Genomic DNA, 17,010 nt, shown 5'->3' on the forward strand with positions numbered 1-17,010 from the left:
AGGTTATGTCCCAATTACGTGTTGCATGGGGCGCCCCAGCGCCTCATGCAAACATGTTTTGATATTTACGCCTTTTCCGTAACGCTCCAGCATCCGGCGCCAACCCAAGTAGTTCTTCAGGTAGTGCGTCGCCACGCCATGGAACCGCTCCATCCACTCTTTCAACCGATGGTGATATCCGTTCACATGCTGGATGTGATACGCACCGACTACCCGTTCGCCTTGACGATTGCGCACCACCTGATGGGTTATACCCTGTTCCTTGCTGAAACAGGCATACACACCCGCCCCATCGCTACACAGCACCGCATCCGGTGACACCAACGGCTTCAACACTGCGATGACCGTATCGGCATTTATTTTCTCCAACTGGAAATCCGCATGGTGGCCTGCACGGTCTTGTACCACCATCACCGGGATGTAATCTGGCCCGGTTCCACGAGTTCGACCTTTACCACCGCGATGACGTGGTGGACGCGGCAGTCCCCGCTGCCCCTTGAACGATTCAAGGAAGAAGGTCTCATCCACCTCAACAATGCCCTCTTCCCGGGTGGCCTGATGGGTTGCCATCGCGCGCAAGAATCGGTGACGCCAGAGGAACGCGGTGTTTTTGCTGACCCCACAGCGCCGCGCGGCCTGGCGGACAGTCAGTCCTTCGATGAGAGCTTGCGCGTAGTCTTCCCAGCACTGTGCTTTACGCAATCTGGCCAAGGGCGTCTTGGTCAGAACGGTGCTGGTGCGCAGACACAGTTTGCAACGGTAGCGGCGCAGTCCCCGACTCCATCCCCAAGGCGCCAGCTGGGTAACATCGGCCTGACAATGGGGGCAGCCACTGCATGCCGGTAACTGAGTATTGAGCGAGGTAATGGTGTGGGGTGCAGTAAGCTCCTGCTGAGCAACACGGCGCTGGCGCAGGGTTAACTGGGGAAAAAGGGACAACAGGTGTTGAAAGGCTGGGGTATCCATGATGGTAGACCTCAAGGTGATGGCCTACTTCAAGATTAGCCTTTCAACACGTAATTGGGACAGAGCCATAAAAAAGGGCCAGCCGGTGTAAACCGGCTGGCCCTTTTTTACGTGAGAGGCTGTCAGGCCGCCAGACGGGTCAGTACCTTCACCAGCAGCTCGATGCGCGGGGCAATGCTGGCCAGATCCAGATACTCCTCGTCACTGTGGAAACCGGCACCGATGGGGCCCAGACCATCCAGAGTGGGGATGCCGAGGGCGGCGGTCAGGTTGGCATCGGAGCCGCCACCTACCTCCTGCCAGCTGATTGGCAGTCCCAGTTCGGCGCCACACTCCTCCACCAGTTGCATCAGCGCCAAAGTGCCTTCTGATGGCACCATGGCCGGTTTGTGGGCCTCGCGGGTCAGCTGGATGGTGACGCCGTCCAGATGGGGCCGCTCGGCCAGGGTCAGCAGATGATCGTTGATCTGGTGGTACTCCTGATTGTCCCAGAAACGGACATCCACCACGGCGCTGGCATGTGCCGGCACTATGTTGGCGCCGTTGCCCCCCTCGACAATGCCGATGTTGAGGGTGGTGCCGCTCTCGAAGTTGGTCAGGGCGTTGATAGCCAGGATCCAGTGGCCCAGCTCGGTGATGGCGCTACGCCCCTTCTGCGGTTCGTTGCCCGCGTGAGCCGCCTTGCCGGTGAAGTCGATGCGATAACGGGCCATCCCCTTGCGCGCTTTGACCAGCGAGCCATCTGCGCGGGCAGCTTCGGCCACCAGCACCTGTTTTGCCTGTTTAGCCACCGCAGCCAACCAGTCGCTGGAGTGCAGGGAACCAATCTCCTCGTCCGGGTTCATGCAGACGCAGATGCTCAGGCGATCGCGCACCTCGCGGGGCAGTTCACGCAGGGCATAGACGATGTTGAGCAGGCCGGATTTCATGTCGGAGACACCGGGGCCGTAAGCGCGCTCACCATCAATGCCCATCGGGCGGGCGGCGGCGGTGCCGAGGGGGAAGACGGTATCCATATGGCCGATCAGCATTACATCGATCTGCGCCGCATCAGGCTGGTTGCGGATCTCCAGCCCCACCCCGGCGGCGCCACAGTCGACCCGCTTGATCTGCCAGCCGCCCATGGCCTCATATTTGGCGGCCATCAGGTCGGCCACTGCCGCAATGCCCGGCTGGTGCAGGGATCCGCAATCCAGATTGATCAGCGGTGCCAGTTCGGTCAGGTATTGATCCAGAGAAAAAGTCATTGCTTGCTCCACTATCAGGTTCGGGTCAGAGAAGTATGTTCATCACCAGCATGGCGCCGAAGGCGTTGAGTACCGAGATGGCGACCATGATGGGGATGTAACGCCCTTCGGTGCCGATGCAGCCGAGGATGCGGCCCATGTACTGCACCTGGGAGCCCATCAGGTAGATGGCTGGCGCCAGAATGGCGATGTGAGTGCCGTTGAGGATCCCCTGATCGAACAGGGTGATGACCACACCGACCGCGCCGCCCATCGACATCCAGGCGCCGATCAGCACGGCTGCCGCCTCACCGGGCAACCCGAAGATGGCCATGACAGGGGAGAAGATGGCGCCCATGGCATCCAGCGCGCCGGTGATCTGCAGCGCCTTGATGATGACGAAGGCCATCAGTACGTTGGGTACGGTGGAGGTGGTGGCGATGACCCAGCCCTTCTTGGCCCCTTCGACGAAGATATCGGTGACGATGGGTTTCTTGATGTTGGCCTGGCTCATTTGGCTTGCTCCTGAGTGTTGAGGGTCTGCTGGGTGTTGTTATCGGTCTGCTTGCCTTCGCTCATATTGAGGTAGACCCGGAACAGGTTGGCCCCGACAAATTTGAAGGCGAACATCACGATGACAGCCAGACCGATGGAGGAGCTGACCGCCGGGCTGCCATCCGCCAGCGTCAGGGTGAACAGCACGGCGCCGGAGGAGAAGAAGTTGACGATGGTGGCACCAGCGGAGAACTGGAACATGGTGAACACGTCGGTTTCACGCTTGGTGATGAGCCCTTCATCCTTGAGCTGACGGGTCATGGCGGCGCCGGCATCGGTACTCTGCAGGGAGGCGATAAGGGCGAGGCCGGTATTGCCCGGGATCCCCATCAGCGGACGCAGCAGCGGGGTCAGCAACTTGCGGGCCGCTTCCAGCGCGCCGTAGTGTTCCAGCACATTGATCATACCGAGGGCAAACATCACGGTGGGGATCAGGGTCAGGGCAAACAAAAAGCCATCGCGAGCGCCGTTGCCCCCCTTGCCGCGCATGTCGGTCATGGCGGTCTTGATGCCGTCACCATTCTCGCTGACGCTCTGGACCATGGTGCCGAACGAGCCGTTCAGCGTGGTGAAATCGAATACCCCGTACCACTCGCCGGATTGCAACAGTCCGGAGAAGAAGACCACGGCGAAGGCCAGTGCCAGGTAACTGCCTATGCTCACCGAGCGTGTTTTGTCTGTCATTAGCTAGCTCCATATGAATAATTATTTAATCTGAATAATTATAATTGATATGGATGTCACTAAATTGATGGTGGTCAAAATGGTTTGCTGCAAATGACGAATGTATTGGGGTTATGTGACTGTGATCGCCATATGATTGGACGATAATCTGGTTTTTATCGAATTGTTTGAGTGAATAAAAAGCAGGGGCGGGGTAGCGGGGCAAAAAAAACCGGGCACGAGGCCCGGTTTGGTCAATCAGTCAGATGTGATTACTGGAGTACCAGCACCATCAGCAGGCCGACACTAATGGCAGATACCAGGAAGGCAAAGCCATAGAACACATAGTGGTGCAGCTTGGTGGTGTGGATCCCCAGATCGTGCAGACCGTGGTAGATACGGTGCATACCGTGCCAGACTGGCAGGGCGATGATCACCAGCAGGATGCAGGCACCCCACCAAGAGCTGGCGAACGCGTGCACGCGGTCATAGCTCATGGTTTCCACGTCCATGATGCCCATGGGCACCAGCAGACCGGTGATGAGGACAATGACCGGCAGCAGCATGGCAACGACCATGCCACCCGCACCAAACAGACCCCAGTAAATTGGTTCGTCAGAACGTCTCATTGTTTTCTCCTCAGGCCACGATGATCAGGACAAGCAGGGACACCACCGCCAGCGCCACATACTGGGCGAGAACGATCGGCTTCTCCGGTACCAGGTCTTCACCACGGAAGATACGCATGGCTTTCGGCGCCAGGGCGAACCAGGTTTTGGCATGGAACAGGCACGCCGCCAGAGCGACGACATGGAACAGGATGGCGATCGGGCTTTGCAGGGATTCCAGCCAGCCGTTGAACGCTTCCTGACTCTGAACCAGGCGCATCAGGCCCCACATCAGCACAACGGCGTAGATGGAGACGAAGATACTGGTGCCTTCACGGATCATGTAACCGGTGTAGAAGGCGTTCTTCAGCCACCAGTCTTTCTTCATTTCGCGGACGTAAGGTTTACGTTTGCTATCAGTGTTGTTCATGGTCTCAATCCTGCTCTCAATCTGGCTTGAACATGGCGATCATGTAGTCCTTGGCGCTTTCGACCTTGCCAAGCTGGATGGCCGCCGCCGGATCGACGCCTTTCGGGCACACTTCGGAGCAGTAGCCCACGAAGGTACAGCCCCAGACGCCTTCGTCCTGGCTGATGATGCGCATACGCTCTTTGGCGCCGGCATCACGGTTGTCGACGTTGTAGCGATAGGCCAGAGCCAGTGCCGCCGGACCGGTGAACTTCTTGTTGATGCCGTACTGCGGGCAGGCCGCGTAGCAGAGACCACAGTTGATGCACTGGGAGAACTGCTTGTACTGCGCCATCTGGGCCGGAGTCTGGATGTACTCGCCATCACACAGGCTGCGCGGCTCGCTCGGGATGATGTACGGCTTGATGCTCTCCAGCTTCTCGATGAAGTCGGACATGTCGACTACCAGATCGCGCTCGATCGGGAAGTTGTTGAGCGGCTCTACGGTCATCTTGCCCGGCAGGTAGTCGCGCAGGAACGCCTTGCAACCCAGCTTGGGCACACCGTTGACCATCATGCCGCAGGAGCCGCAGATCGCCATCCGGCAGGACCAGCGGAAGCTCAGGGTAGAGTCCAGGTGATCCTTGATGTACTGCAGGGCGTCCAGCAGAGACATCTCTCTCTGGTATGGCACCTGGAAGGTTTGCATCCAGGGCTCGTTATCCTGTTCCGGACGGTAGCGCAGGATCTCAATTTCAATCATCTCAGCCATTCTTCTTAGCCTCGTCTTGTTTCTCACCCTCGGAGCCGTACACGCGTTTTGCCGGCTGGGACTTAGTGATCTTCACATCGGAGTAATCGATGGAGGGCGTTTCGCCATTTTTGTAGAACGAGAGCGTGTGCTTGAGGAAGTTCACGTCATCGCGCTCTTCGTAACCATCCAGACGCTGGTGGGAACCGCGGGACTCTTTACGATTGATAGCGGAGTGCGCCATGGCTTCAGCCACGTCCAGCATGTAACCCAGTTCGATGGCGTACAGCAGATCGGTGTTGAAGACAGAGGACTTGTCGTTGATCTTGACCTTTTTGTAACGGGCTTTCAGCTCGTTGATCTTGTCGATGGTGCCCTGCATCAGCTCTTCGGTACGGTAGATACCGACACCGGCTTCCATGGACATGCCCAGCTCGTTGCGGATATCGGCCGGGTTTTCGGTACCGTCTATGTCCATCAGGGAGAGGTGCTGCTTGATGAGCGCCTCGGCCTTGGCGGCCAGCGCTTCGGTATTGCCATGCTTCTGAGTCTTGGCAAATTCACCTGCCTGCTCACCGGCCAGCTTGCCGAATACCACGATCTCTGACAGGGAGTTGGAACCCAGACGGTTGGCACCGTGCAGACCGACGGAGGCACATTCGCCCGCGGCGTAGAGGCCAGGCAGACGGGTGGCACACTTATTGTCAGTCTCGATACCACCCATGGTGTAGTGGGCAGTCGGACGTACCGGGATAGGCTCTTTGGCCGGATCCACGTTGACGTAGGCTTTGGCCAGTTCGCAGATGAACGGCAGACGCTCTTTCAGGTACTTCTCGCCAAGGTGACGCAGGTCGAGGTGAACCACATCGCCCATCGGGCCCTGAATGACGCGGCCTTTCTGCTGCTCTTGCCAGAATGCCTGGGAAACGCGGTCGCGCGGACCCAGTTCCATGTATTTGCTCTTCGGCTGGCCAATCGGGGTTTCCGGGCCCAAGCCGTAGTCTTGCAGGTAGCGGTAGCCATCCTTGTTCAGCAGGACGCCACCCTCACCACGACAACCTTCGGTCATCAGGATGCCGGTGCCCGGCAGACCGGTCGGGTGATACTGGACGAACTCCATATCACGCAGCGGTACGCCGTGACGGTAGGCCAGCGCCATGCCGTCGCCGGTGACGATGCCACCGTTGGTGTTGTAGCGATAGACACGGCCAGCACCGCCGGTTGCCACGATCACGGATTTGGCCTGGATGAAGCGGGTGATACCGTTCTGGATGTCGAAGGTCAGTACGCCCTGAACGCGGCCGTCGTCCACGATCAGATCAAGGCAGAAATGCTCGTCGAAGCGCTTGATGCTCGGGTATTTGACGGAGGTCTGGAACAGGGTGTGCAGAATATGGAAACCGGACTTGTCTGCGGCGAACCAGGTACGCGGAACCTTCATACCACCAAACGGACGCACGTTGGCTTTGCCATCCGGCTTGCGGCTCCAGGGGCAACCCCAGTGCTCCAGCTGGATCATCTCTTTGGTCGCGTTGTTGACGAAGTATTCCACTACGTCCTGCTCGCACAGCCAGTCACCACCGGAGACGGTGTCGTTGAAGTGGTTTTCGAGGGAGTCGTCATCACGGACGACACCGGCGGCGCCGCCTTCGGCAGCAACCGTGTGGCTGCGCATCGGGTAAACCTTGGAAATCAGGGCGATGTCCAGGTCTGGCTGTGATTCGGCTATAGCGATAGCGGCGCGTAAGCCGGTACCGCCAGCACCGATGATGGCCACATCGGTCTTGATAATATCCACATCTGCCTCCTTAGGGATAGATTTGCTGGGCACGATTTTGCTCTATGAAAAAAATTCAGGCTTGATGCAAGTCAAACTGCTAGGTTTTATTCCCTTTTTATTGGTTATTTTTCTATAAAACACCCAAATCCCTGGATGAAAAAGTCGTTATTATCGTCATTTTTTGGTGTTACTGAGCAGTTGAACACCTAGCTACGAGCACTTTAACTTCTGGATTGTACGTAGTTTTCTTTCAATAAAATGCGAATCACCTCTCTTTTTAGGTACTCGCGAAAAAAATTTTAAGTTTTTTATTGCAATTTTTTAATGAGAATTATTGGCATTCATTTGTTCGAATAAGATTATGTAATCCGAAATTCGGCAATGACCACGGCGGTGATTTGATAATTCCAGACGAATAACAAGGATTTTAAGGCGGGGAATTTGGCGGGTAATGTGAGATTACTCACTGAAAATTAAGCGCTATTTAGAAAAATAAAAGGGGCCTGTACGGCCCCTTTTGCTCATGCTCAAATGCGGAACATGCCGACCTGATTGCTCAGTTCACCCGAAATATTTTTAAGTTGTTCAGAGAGATGGCGTGAGCTGTCTGCATCCACTGCCAGTTCGTCCGAGACATCTTTCACTGCCTGAATGTTGCGGCTTACCTCGTCGGTGACGGCCCGCTGCTCTTCAGCCGCGCTGGAGATCTGGGTCGCCATGTCGGAGATCTGGTTGATCGAGGTGGTGATCTGCTCCAGCGCATGGGTGGCGTTGTTGGCGTCATCCACGCTGTTCTGGGCCAGCAGCTGGCCTTCGTGCATGGTGCTGACCGCCCCCTGGGTATTGCGTTGCAGGGTTTCGATCATATTGCGGATCTCGACGGTGGAGCTGTGGGTACGCTGTGACAGGACGCGCACCTCGTCGGCAACCACCGCAAAGCCGCGGCCCTGTTCACCGGCACGTGCCGCTTCGATGGCGGCGTTGAGTGCCAGCAGGTTGGTCTGCTCGGCGATGCCCTGAATGGTGGAGAGGATGGTGTTGATCTCCTGAGCGTTTTTCTCCAGTTCCTGAATGATGTTGGAGGCTTGTTCCACCTGGGTGGCCAGATCGGTGATGGAGCGCTGGTTGCGGGCGATCACCTGTTTGCCATGCTCGCAACTGCTGGAGGAGCTGCGGGCCGCTTCGGCGGTCTGCTCGGCGTTGCTGGCGACCTCGACCGCGGTGGCCGACATCTCGTGTACCGCAGTGGCGATCTGGGAGATCTCGTTTTGCTGGCGTGCCAGCCCCTGATTGGCCTTCTCCGCCATGCTGTGGGAGGACTTGGCCTGCTGGTTGAGCTGGCCGGAGGAGTTGGAGATATCCTGCACCATCACATGGATCCGCTCGATGAAGGTGTTGACGTGTTTGGCAACCGCGCCTACTTCATCCTCACGTTCAATCTTGATGCGGCGGGTCAGATCGCCGTTGCCACGGGAGAGATCGGCAATCGCTTCGCCCAGGGTTTTCAGAGGGGCCAGCGAGCCGTTGATGGCGACATAGGAGAAGCCTGCCACGATCAGTATGGTGATAAGCCCCTGAATGAGGGAGGAGGTAACCATACGGCGTACCGATTGGTAGGCGATCTCTTCATCCACCATCATGCCGTAATACCAGTTGGTATTGGGAATGGCATTGAAGTCGTAAACCTCTTTCTTGCCGCTGATCACCAGCTCGTTGATCATGCCGTCATGGGCGACCTGATTGATGTAGGCCGCAGTCAGCTCCGGTGCCAGAGCGGTGGCGGATTTCAGGCTCAGGGAGGCATCGGGGTGCGCGATGATGGTGCCATTGCTGTCCACCAGCATGGCGTAGGTGCCCTCGGTGGTGACCGCAAGAATGTCCGAGATCAGTGAGCTGATGGAGACGTCACCGGCGATGACCCCCTGGGTATTGCCACGCTGGAACGGCTCGGCAATGGTGACAATCAGCTGGCCGGTGGAGATGTCGGCATAAGGGGAGGTGATGGTCATCTTGCCAGCAGCCATTGCGTCTTTGTACCAGGGGCGTTGACGGGGGTCATAACCGGCGGGCAAGTCAGTCGGTTTGCTCTGGATCATTTTGCCGTCAGCGGTACCGGCATAGACCAGGTCGAAGCCACCGGCATTCATGGACTGGGCCAGATGACTGATGGGCTCATCTTCTTTGGCGAATGCTTCCTTGGTGGTGCTGACCATGCTGATCCGGGCGTCGACCCAGCGGGAGATCCCCTTGACGTTGGCCATGGAGCTTTCGTCGATGATGTTCCAGACCAGTCGCTGGGTCTCGCTGCGCAGTTGCGAGGTGTTGTACCAGACCTGCAGGCCGGTGATCACCAGAATGATGACCCCGATAGCCAGAACAAGCTTGTTTTTAATGGATAAGTTCATAGTTACATCCTTGATGAGCGTCAGTCTGAAGTGTGTGGCATCTGATTATTGTTATAGCCTTGTTACTATCGGCCGTAGTCGAACTTTTTTTACCCCGGTCAACAAATTAAAGTTAGTGCCTAAATGGGGGCTTATCCATACGCGTATCGTCCCATCATGGTGAGATAAAGCGATCTGGTCGATTGGTGAAGATTCCATCGACCCCCATGCTAGAGAGCGTTTCATAATCTTCGGGATAATCAACGGTATAAACCAGAACTTTGAGCCCCCGGCGATGTGCATCATCGACTAGCGCGGCGTCGATGAAATCAACATCGCAATTGATGGACCAAGCCCCCAGCTCGTCGGCAAACTGCGCCAGGTTGAGCGGCAGGTTGGCGGTCAGGGCGCCGAGGCGGATATCGGGCCGCAAGGCGGCAAATCGGGCCAGCTCCGGGTGATGGAAGGAGGAGACCACCCACTGGCCGGGAGTAAAGCCCAGCTCGGCCTCTGCCCGTCGGGTCAGGGCTGCCACCGCATCGGCGGTATGAGTCCCCTTGAGCTCGATATGCAGCTCGCAGCGTCCGGCGATGATCTCCATCACCTGCCACAGGGTCGGGATCACCTCTCCTTCACCGGCATCGAGCTGCTCCAGATAGGAGCGGGATTGTTCGGTCAGCACCCCCTTGCCATTGGTGCAGCGCTCCAGCCGCCGGTCGTGGAAGACCCACAACTCGCCATCGGCCGCCTGCACGTCGATCTCGATGGCTGATGCTCCCAGTTCCAGCGCTTTGGCCATCGCCTTGAGGGTGTTCTCCGGTGCCAGACCGCTGGCTCCACGGTGGGCAATAATCTGCATGTTCTGCTCCTTTTACCTCGCGGATCAGCCGCGGCTCAGGTGAATGTCGATCTGTTGATGGGGCAGGGTAAGTCCCTGCTGCTGCATCTTCTCCAGCACCAGCGAGTGAACCTCGTGAGTGATGGGCATCCGGTGATCCATGTTGTTGACGTAGAGGCGGATCTCGTAGATCAGTGCCGAGTCGGTGAATTCGATCAGGAAGATCTCTGGCGTCGGCGTCTCCAATACCAGGGTCGATGCCTGGATGGACTCCTCCAGAATGCGCTGCACCAGTTTTGGATCCCGGGTCAGGCCGATCCGGATCCGCAGTTTGACCCGGGTGATGGCATCGGAGAGCGACCAGTTGATGAACTGTTCGGTGATGAAGGCCTTGTTGGGCACGATTATCTCCTTGCGATCCCAATCCACTATGGTGGTGGCCCGGGTTTTGATCTTGGTGACGGTGCCGGTGAGATCGCGGATGGTGACGGTGTCACCGAGCCGGATCGGCTTCTCGAACAGGATGATGAGGCCGGAGACAAAGTTGGCGAAGATCTCCTGCAGACCGAAACCCAGCCCCACCGAGAGAGCGGCGACCAGCCACTGGGTCTTCGACCAGTCGATGCCGAGCATGGAGAAGCCGGTGAGGGCGCCGATCAGGATCACCAGATACTTGCTGGTGGTCGTGAGGGCAAAGCCGGTACCCGGGGAGAGGCTGAGGTGTTGCAGCAGGGTCAGCTCCATCAGCCCCGGCAGGTTGCGGGCTGTCACCACGGTCAGAATGAAGACGAAGGCGGTCAGCATCAGATCCTGCAAGGTGATGGCCGAGAGCTGCTCGATGCCGCCAATCTTGCTGCTCACCTGCCATACCTCGATATTGCTGAGGAAGCTGAAGGCGGAGTTGAGATCCGACCATTGCACCACCACCAGCATGGTGAAGCCCAGCATCAGCAGGGTGCGCACCAGCCCCAGCGACTGTGCGCTGATGGTATCGAGATCCAGTTCAGTCTCTTCCACCACGTCCGGGGTCTCGGAGCTGAGCTCGTCATGCCCCTCTTCCCGGCCGCGCTGGGCCAGGATCTCGGCCCGCTTGCTCTTGGCACGCTCGAAGGCGAGGCGGCGGCGCTGGATCAGCATCCAGCGTCTGGCCAGATAGTAGACCAGCAGGCAACCCAGCCCCATCAGCAGGCTAAGCTCCAGCTGGCGCAGCAGGGTGCGCGAGGTATAGAAGTAGCCAAACAGGGCGCCAATCACCGCCAGCAGCGGCGCCAGCATCAGGCTGTTCCAGATGAAGTGGTGCAGCAGATGGGGCTTGGTCATGTCGGTCTGGCCCCAGGTGAGTGGCAGCCGCTCCCGGTTGAGGCGGGCAAAGAAGAGCAACAGCCAGAGTGCACCGATCATGAAGGCCATCCGGCCGAGGGAGTCGTAGAAGGCGTGCTCCTGATAGCTGTTGGCCATCCCCTGCACAAAGAAACTCGGGATCAGCACCAGCAGCAGGGTGCGAAACTGCCCCCACACCTTTTGCACCTGTTCCCGGGGCCAGCGGAAGTGGTGGATCAAAATCCCCCGCTCCAGCGTCAGGTGGCGGGCCATCACCAGTGCCAGCAGCAGAAACCAGATCTCGCCAAGACCACGCGCCACCGCCACTGCAAACGGGTATTGCCAGGCCCCTTCGAGCAGGCCGCGCACCATCAGCACCATGGCGGGCAAGGGGAGGGCGGCAAGCAGGGATCGCAGCAGCAAGCGGCTGGTGAGGCTGAATTTGTCCTGAGTTACCTTGCCGATCCGCGGCGCAATATGGTCGCAATAGAGGCTCAGATGACGGGCCAGCTTGAACCAGCTCCAGGCCAGCACCAGCAGACCAATACCGGCCAGAGTGAGGCTCAGCGGGCTATTTTCGGCGATGGCGTAGGGCAGTTGCAACCAGTTGTCCGGGTTGAAGGCCAGGGTCAGCGCGGCAGGAATACCGAGCATCACCTGTGGGGTAAAGGGGCGCACATCGGGCATCCAGAACAGGTGGCTGGCGCTTATTTCGCGGATCTCGTCGATCTTGCTGTTCTGGCGGCTGTAGAGCAGCTTGAGACGGGTCTGCTCCTGAATGAGGGTGTCGGAGGCGTCGTTGAGCCGGGTCAGCAGTTGGCGCCGGGCCCTGAGCAGGTTGTCGAGCACCGCTTGCTGTGGCCGATCGAGCGTCACCTCCTCTTCGGCCATCAGCTTGTCGCGCAGCTGGCGGGTATCCTTGAGCCCATCCTGCTCGCTCTCGTACTGGTACTTGGCCATGCGGGCGCTGACGATGGCGGACTCCAGCTTGTCGAGGGGGAACTGGGGGGGCAGATCGGAGAGTTTACTGCGCAGGTTCTCGCCGTAGGCATTACTGATCTGCAGCCACTCCAGCTGTTCGCGCACCGAGTTGACCAGCTCATTCAGTTCAAACAGATTCTTGTCGACGCTGCGCTGCTCGTCCTGCACCCGCTCAATCTGATCTTCCAGTGTGCCGAGCTGGATGGAGAGCGCCTGATTCTGCTGTTGCTGCTCCAGCAGCAGCGGCATGTCGGTGGTGAGTTGTTTGCGCAGCCGCTCGCTCTCCTCCAGCGCCTGCTCGGTCTTCTCCCGCCGCAGTTGGTTCTGCTGGGTCAGCAGGCCGGCTTGCCACTCATCCTCGTCGGCGATGGCCAGATTGAGCTCCTGCAGCTTCAGCTTGCCGAGATCGTTACGCTGCTGGGCCGAGAGCTGCTCCAGCTCCAGCATCTGGATCCGGTCGGAGAGGCTCTGCTCTTTCATTCTGGTCAGCAGCAGTTGTGCCTCCTGCTGGCGATCCGATTCGCTGCTGAAGCTAAGTCGCTCCAGCTGGCTGCGGGTCAGTTGCAGCTGCTTGCGCAGATCATCCACCCGCAGGTGATACTCCTGCCCGGTGCTCTCCAGCTGGTTGAGGCTGTCCATCACCCCCTGCCGCTCCTTGCGCAGGTTGAGCTGGCGGTTGCTGCTCAGGCCAATGGCCTGGCGCAGCGCCTCCTCCTTGAGGCTCGCCAGCGGCGGGCGAGCGGCGGGCTGATAGTTGTGCAGGCTCTCCTTGAGCCGTGCCGACTCCTTGGGGTAATCGATAAGGATCTGCTGATAGGCTTTACTCTGCTCCCGGTAACGCTCGGCCTCTCTGGCAAATTGCAGCGCCTGCTGGTAGCTCTCCCGCAGCTTCTGGTTTTCCGGGGTATCGCTCTTGGGCACGCTCTGCAACAGGGATTCGGCCTGGGCAATGGCATCGTCGGCGCGCACGGCTGGCGGCAACAGGATAAGGGAGAGCAGCAAGAGGGTGAGCAGGCGTTGCAACATGAGGCTCGTTTCCGTTCAGAAGAGGTGGCCCTAGCCTAAAACAGGGCAGGGAGGCGGGTAAAGCAGTCTATATTAATGATTCATAACACAAATAACAGGAAGTCGTGCTGCCGTTTCGCTATGATCCCGGCCGCTTTCTCTCCACCGAGTCGAATATGTCAGCTGTTGATCTGGGCACAGCCCCGCTATCTCGCCTTTTCTGGCGTTACGTAACCCCGACCGTGGCGGCCATGCTGATCACCGGCATCTATGTCACCATCGATGGCATCTTCGTTGGCCATGTGCTGGGTCAGGATGGCATGGCCGGTCTGATGCTGGCTTATCCCATCTGCGCCGTGCTTTATGCGGTGGGGGCGCTGATCGGCATGGGGGCCTCGTCGCTGGTCTCCTTCTATTTGGGGCAGGGCAACCCGGCCAAAGCCCGCCATATCGTCGGCAATGCGCTGGTGATGGTGTTGCTGGCCTCGGCACTGCTCAGTTTTATCGGGATCCGCTATGGCGAGCCCATGCTGGCCTGGATGGGGGCGGAGGGGGAGATCTTCACCGCCGGACTCTCCTACCTGCAGGCCTACGCCTGGCTCGGCGTCTTTGCGGTGCTGTCGATGGCGTTCAGCTCGCTGCTGCGCAACGATGGCCGCCCCGGATTTGTCACCCTCATCATGGTAGTCGGGGGGCTGCTCAACGTGCTGCTCGACTATCTGCTGATGGTGGTGTTTCCGTTCGGACTGGCCGGGGTGGCGACGGCCACTATGCTTTCCCAGGCAGTGACGGGCCTCGCCTGCCTGTGGCACTTCTTCACACCGCGCAGCCAGCTGCGGATAAGCTGGGACACCTTGCGCCCAGAGCTGCGGCTGATGGGCGAGACGGTGCGCCTCGGGATCTCCAGTTTTCTGATGTACCTCTATCTCTCGGTAGTGCTGGCGCTGCACAACAAGGCGTTGCTGGCGGTCGGCACTTCGCTGCATGTGGCGGCCTACGGGGTGATCAGTTACACCGAGGCCTTCTTCTATCTGGTGTTCGAGGGGATCGCCATGGGTATCCAGCCCATCGCCAGCTTTAATGCGGGCGCCGGTCACTGGCGGCGGGTGCTGCGGATCCGCAATCTGGCACTCGGAGTGACGCTGGGGATCGCCCTGTGCGCCATGTTCCCGCTTTATCTGTGGCCGGAGGCGGCGGTCTATCTGTTTGCCGGGGACAACGCTACCCTGCTGCCGGTGGCGAGCCTCGGGATCTGGCTCTACTTCTGGGGGCTGCCGATGGAGGGCTTGCTGCTGGTGGGGGCCACCTACTTCCAGGCCATCAATCGGGCCCGCATCGCCTCCCTGCTCACCGGTGGCAAGCTGGTGCTGATCGGCGGTTTCTTGTGGGGATTCTCGACCCTGTGGGGCGTGCCCGGGGTCTGGCTGGCATTGCCAACGTGCAGCTCCTTGCTGGTGTTGGTGATGTGGCGGGCGATGCGTCGGGAGTCCGGCGCCCACGCGCTGGCCGGATAGGTAATCAGGTTCGACGTGCAGATAGCAGACAGGCAGCCATGGGCTGCCTGTTTTGTTAGAGGATGTTTTGTTAACGGGCTCTGCCGATTCAGGGCTTGAAGGCGCCGATAAAGATAGCGGGATCGACCCGGGTATCGTTGAGGCTGACGTTCCAGTGCATATGGGGGCCGGTAGCGCGGCCGGTCGAACCGACTCGCCCGACGATGCCGCCACGCGGCAGGCTCTGGCCGAGCTTCACATCGATCTTCGACATGTGGCAGAACATGCTGATGAGCCCCTGACCGTGGTCGACAAAGACGGTATTGCCGTTGAAGAAGTAGTTGCCGATCAGGATCACCTTGCCGGCGGCGGGGGACTTGATCGGGGTGCCGGCGCCCACGGCGAAGTCGAGGCCTGAGTGGGGATTGCGCTCCTCGCCATTGAAGAAACGACGCAGGCCAAACGGGCTGGAGAGGGGGCCGTTGACCGGCTTGTCGAACATCAGGTTGCTCGGCTGGTTGGGGCTGAAGGTCTGGTAAGCCCGGGTCTGCTCCGCCAGCTCGCGGTTGATACGGGTCATATCCTCGGCGAGCGGATTGACCTGACGGCTGTTCTTGAGCTTGATGTGCTGCTCGCGGTAGTGCTTGGGGGTCACGGTGAAGCCGAGAGTACGGCCATCACCTGTGCTCAGTTGCTGGGCACCGGGCGGGTTTTTGAGAGAGATGCCGACGATGGCGATCCACTGGTTGTCTTCGCGCACTACCAGCACGGGTTTGTCGTGATAGCGGGCCGTGGGGGCAGTGGGTGACGCGCCAAGAGGGAGCACCGCAACGCCACCCGGCACCGGATGGTTGAGCAGGCGACTGATAAAACCCTCTGCCAGGGCCGACTGGCTGGCCAGTAACAACAACAGACAACAAACAACTCTCATGACGATACCACTCGATGTTAAAGCGCCCGGGATGGCGGGATGACAACCCCTTGTCCGGCATTCGCCGATCACTAAAGGGTGATCACGACATGCTGGCCATGATAGGCGCGGCTGGGGGAGGGAGCAGATTGTGCCTCGTTATAGTCGGGGCAGCCAGAGGCGAGGCGTGGCTGACGCCCCTTTTGTGCATAGCTGCGTCAGGTTTTATGTCGTGGTCGGGCCGCTTCGCCATTGAGTCGCCCCCGCCCTGGCTCTAGAATCGGCTTCCGGCACTGATGCCACCGACACTCCGAGGAGACGATATGAACGGATTACCCCCTTTGCGCACTACTCCGGCCCGGTACACGACAGGTCGTGGCTGGCTCTGGGTTCGCAGCGGGTTCGATATCTTCAACAAGGGGATGGGGATCAGCGTGGCCATGGTGCTGGTCTGGTTTATGGTGGGCATGCTGCTGGAGCAGCTGCCGGCGGGTGGCCTTATCTCCCAGCTGCTCTACATGGTGTGGGGCGCGGGTTGGGTGGCGGTCGCCGCTCGGGGTTATCGGGGGGAGCCGCTGCAGTTTGCCGATCTCTTCGCCGGTTTTCGCCACAAGCTGACCCCGCTGATGCTAGGTGGTCTGCTGGTGTTGCTGCTGTTTAGCCTGGTGGGCCTCGTCTGTCTCGGTCTGCTCTCCATGTGGGGGCTGCTCCCGCTGCTGACGCAGGATCCCGAGAGCATGGTGGTCTCAGCCAGCCAGTTGCAACAACTGCTGCTGGTATTGCTGGTGGGGATGCTGCTCATCATTCCCGTGCTGATGGGGGTCACCTTTGCTCCTGCGCTGATCTTCCACCACGATATCGGCATCATCCAGGCGGTACGGCTGAGCTTCTTCGGCTGCTGGCGCAATTTTTTTCCCTTCTTCTGGTGGGGGCTGCTCTCAGCCATTTTGTTGCTGTTTGGCGCTGTGCTGTTGCTGGTAGGTCTGCTGGTGGTGATCCCGGCGCTCAACTACTCCATCTATGTGGCTTATCGGGATATTTTCCTGGACGAGAGTGCGCAGCCGGAAGCGCCGCACTCAGAACCATTCGGATTTGAAGCCTGATCAAGGGATCAGAGTGAA

14 protein-coding genes are annotated in these 17,010 nt (G+C 59.1%); 2 read left to right on the forward strand and 12 right to left on the reverse strand.

Annotated features, from left to right (window positions below; genetic code table 11):
* Positions 1-3 precede the first annotated feature (3 nt).
* The 11 genes from AB5Y73_RS07720 to mscM all read right to left on the reverse strand — a co-directional run bounded on the left by AB5Y73_RS07720 (position 4) and on the right by mscM (position 13,507).
* On the reverse strand, positions 4-966 hold the full coding sequence (locus tag AB5Y73_RS07720; RefSeq protein WP_279499216.1) for an IS1595 family transposase: 963 nt from the start codon (positions 964-966) through the stop codon (positions 4-6).
* Positions 967-1,088: 122 nt separating this feature from the next.
* Positions 1,089-2,213: a M20 family metallopeptidase gene (locus AB5Y73_RS07725; RefSeq protein WP_107683584.1), complete on the reverse strand. Its 1,125-nt coding sequence runs from the start codon at positions 2,211-2,213 to the stop codon at positions 1,089-1,091.
* Between the two features lie 25 nt (positions 2,214-2,238).
* Positions 2,239-2,706 carry a YjiG family protein gene (locus tag AB5Y73_RS07730; protein ID WP_005335063.1) on the reverse strand — a complete coding sequence of 156 codons (468 nt, stop codon included), beginning with the start codon at positions 2,704-2,706 and terminating at the stop codon, positions 2,239-2,241.
* Positions 2,703-3,431, reverse strand: coding sequence for a nucleoside recognition domain-containing protein (locus tag AB5Y73_RS07735; RefSeq protein ID WP_005335061.1), 729 nt, complete (start codon positions 3,429-3,431; stop codon positions 2,703-2,705). The genes AB5Y73_RS07730 and AB5Y73_RS07735 overlap by 4 nt, the downstream gene beginning before the upstream one ends.
* Positions 3,432-3,682: 251 nt before the next feature.
* Positions 3,683-4,039: a fumarate reductase subunit FrdD gene (gene frdD, locus AB5Y73_RS07740; protein WP_005335059.1), complete on the reverse strand. Its 357-nt coding sequence runs from the start codon at positions 4,037-4,039 to the stop codon at positions 3,683-3,685.
* A gap of 10 nt (positions 4,040-4,049) precedes the next feature.
* On the reverse strand, positions 4,050-4,448 hold the full coding sequence (locus tag AB5Y73_RS07745) for a fumarate reductase subunit C (protein ID WP_107683585.1): 399 nt from the start codon (positions 4,446-4,448) through the stop codon (positions 4,050-4,052).
* Positions 4,449-4,464: 16 nt separating this feature from the next.
* Complete coding sequence (locus AB5Y73_RS07750) at positions 4,465-5,199, reverse strand: succinate dehydrogenase/fumarate reductase iron-sulfur subunit (RefSeq protein ID WP_005335057.1); 735 nt, start codon at positions 5,197-5,199, stop codon at positions 4,465-4,467.
* Positions 5,192-6,976, reverse strand: a complete 1,785-nt coding sequence (gene frdA, locus AB5Y73_RS07755) for a fumarate reductase (quinol) flavoprotein subunit (protein WP_047437968.1) — start codon at positions 6,974-6,976, stop codon at positions 5,192-5,194. The genes AB5Y73_RS07750 and frdA overlap by 8 nt, the downstream gene beginning before the upstream one ends.
* Positions 6,977-7,485: 509 nt before the next feature.
* Positions 7,486-9,363: a methyl-accepting chemotaxis protein gene (locus tag AB5Y73_RS07760; protein ID WP_106842805.1), complete on the reverse strand. Its 1,878-nt coding sequence runs from the start codon at positions 9,361-9,363 to the stop codon at positions 7,486-7,488.
* 154 nt (positions 9,364-9,517) lie between these two features.
* On the reverse strand, positions 9,518-10,201 hold the full coding sequence (locus AB5Y73_RS07765; RefSeq protein ID WP_107683586.1) for a glycerophosphodiester phosphodiesterase: 684 nt from the start codon (positions 10,199-10,201) through the stop codon (positions 9,518-9,520).
* A gap of 24 nt (positions 10,202-10,225) precedes the next feature.
* Positions 10,226-13,507 (reverse strand): miniconductance mechanosensitive channel MscM, encoded by a 3,282-nt coding sequence (gene mscM, locus AB5Y73_RS07770; protein ID WP_107683587.1) that lies wholly within the window; start codon positions 13,505-13,507, stop codon positions 10,226-10,228.
* Positions 13,508-13,662: 155 nt separating this feature from the next.
* Between mscM and AB5Y73_RS07775 the strand changes: the two genes are divergently transcribed.
* Complete coding sequence (locus tag AB5Y73_RS07775) at positions 13,663-15,000, forward strand: MATE family efflux transporter (RefSeq protein WP_107683706.1); 1,338 nt, start codon at positions 13,663-13,665, stop codon at positions 14,998-15,000.
* Between the two features lie 88 nt (positions 15,001-15,088).
* Here AB5Y73_RS07775 and AB5Y73_RS07780 read toward each other — a convergent pair whose 3' ends face one another.
* On the reverse strand, positions 15,089-15,910 hold the full coding sequence (locus AB5Y73_RS07780; protein WP_107683588.1) for a peptidoglycan DD-metalloendopeptidase family protein: 822 nt from the start codon (positions 15,908-15,910) through the stop codon (positions 15,089-15,091).
* A gap of 302 nt (positions 15,911-16,212) precedes the next feature.
* Here AB5Y73_RS07780 and AB5Y73_RS07785 point away from each other — a divergent pair, with 302 nt between their 5' ends.
* Positions 16,213-16,992: a BPSS1780 family membrane protein gene (locus AB5Y73_RS07785; protein ID WP_005335041.1), complete on the forward strand. Its 780-nt coding sequence runs from the start codon at positions 16,213-16,215 to the stop codon at positions 16,990-16,992.
* Positions 16,993-17,010: the final 18 nt, after the last annotated feature.

Origin of the sequence: Aeromonas sp. s7(2024) (assembly GCF_040907825.1) — a bacterium.
In the GTDB taxonomy this organism is placed as follows: domain Bacteria; phylum Pseudomonadota; class Gammaproteobacteria; order Enterobacterales; family Aeromonadaceae; genus Aeromonas; species Aeromonas veronii.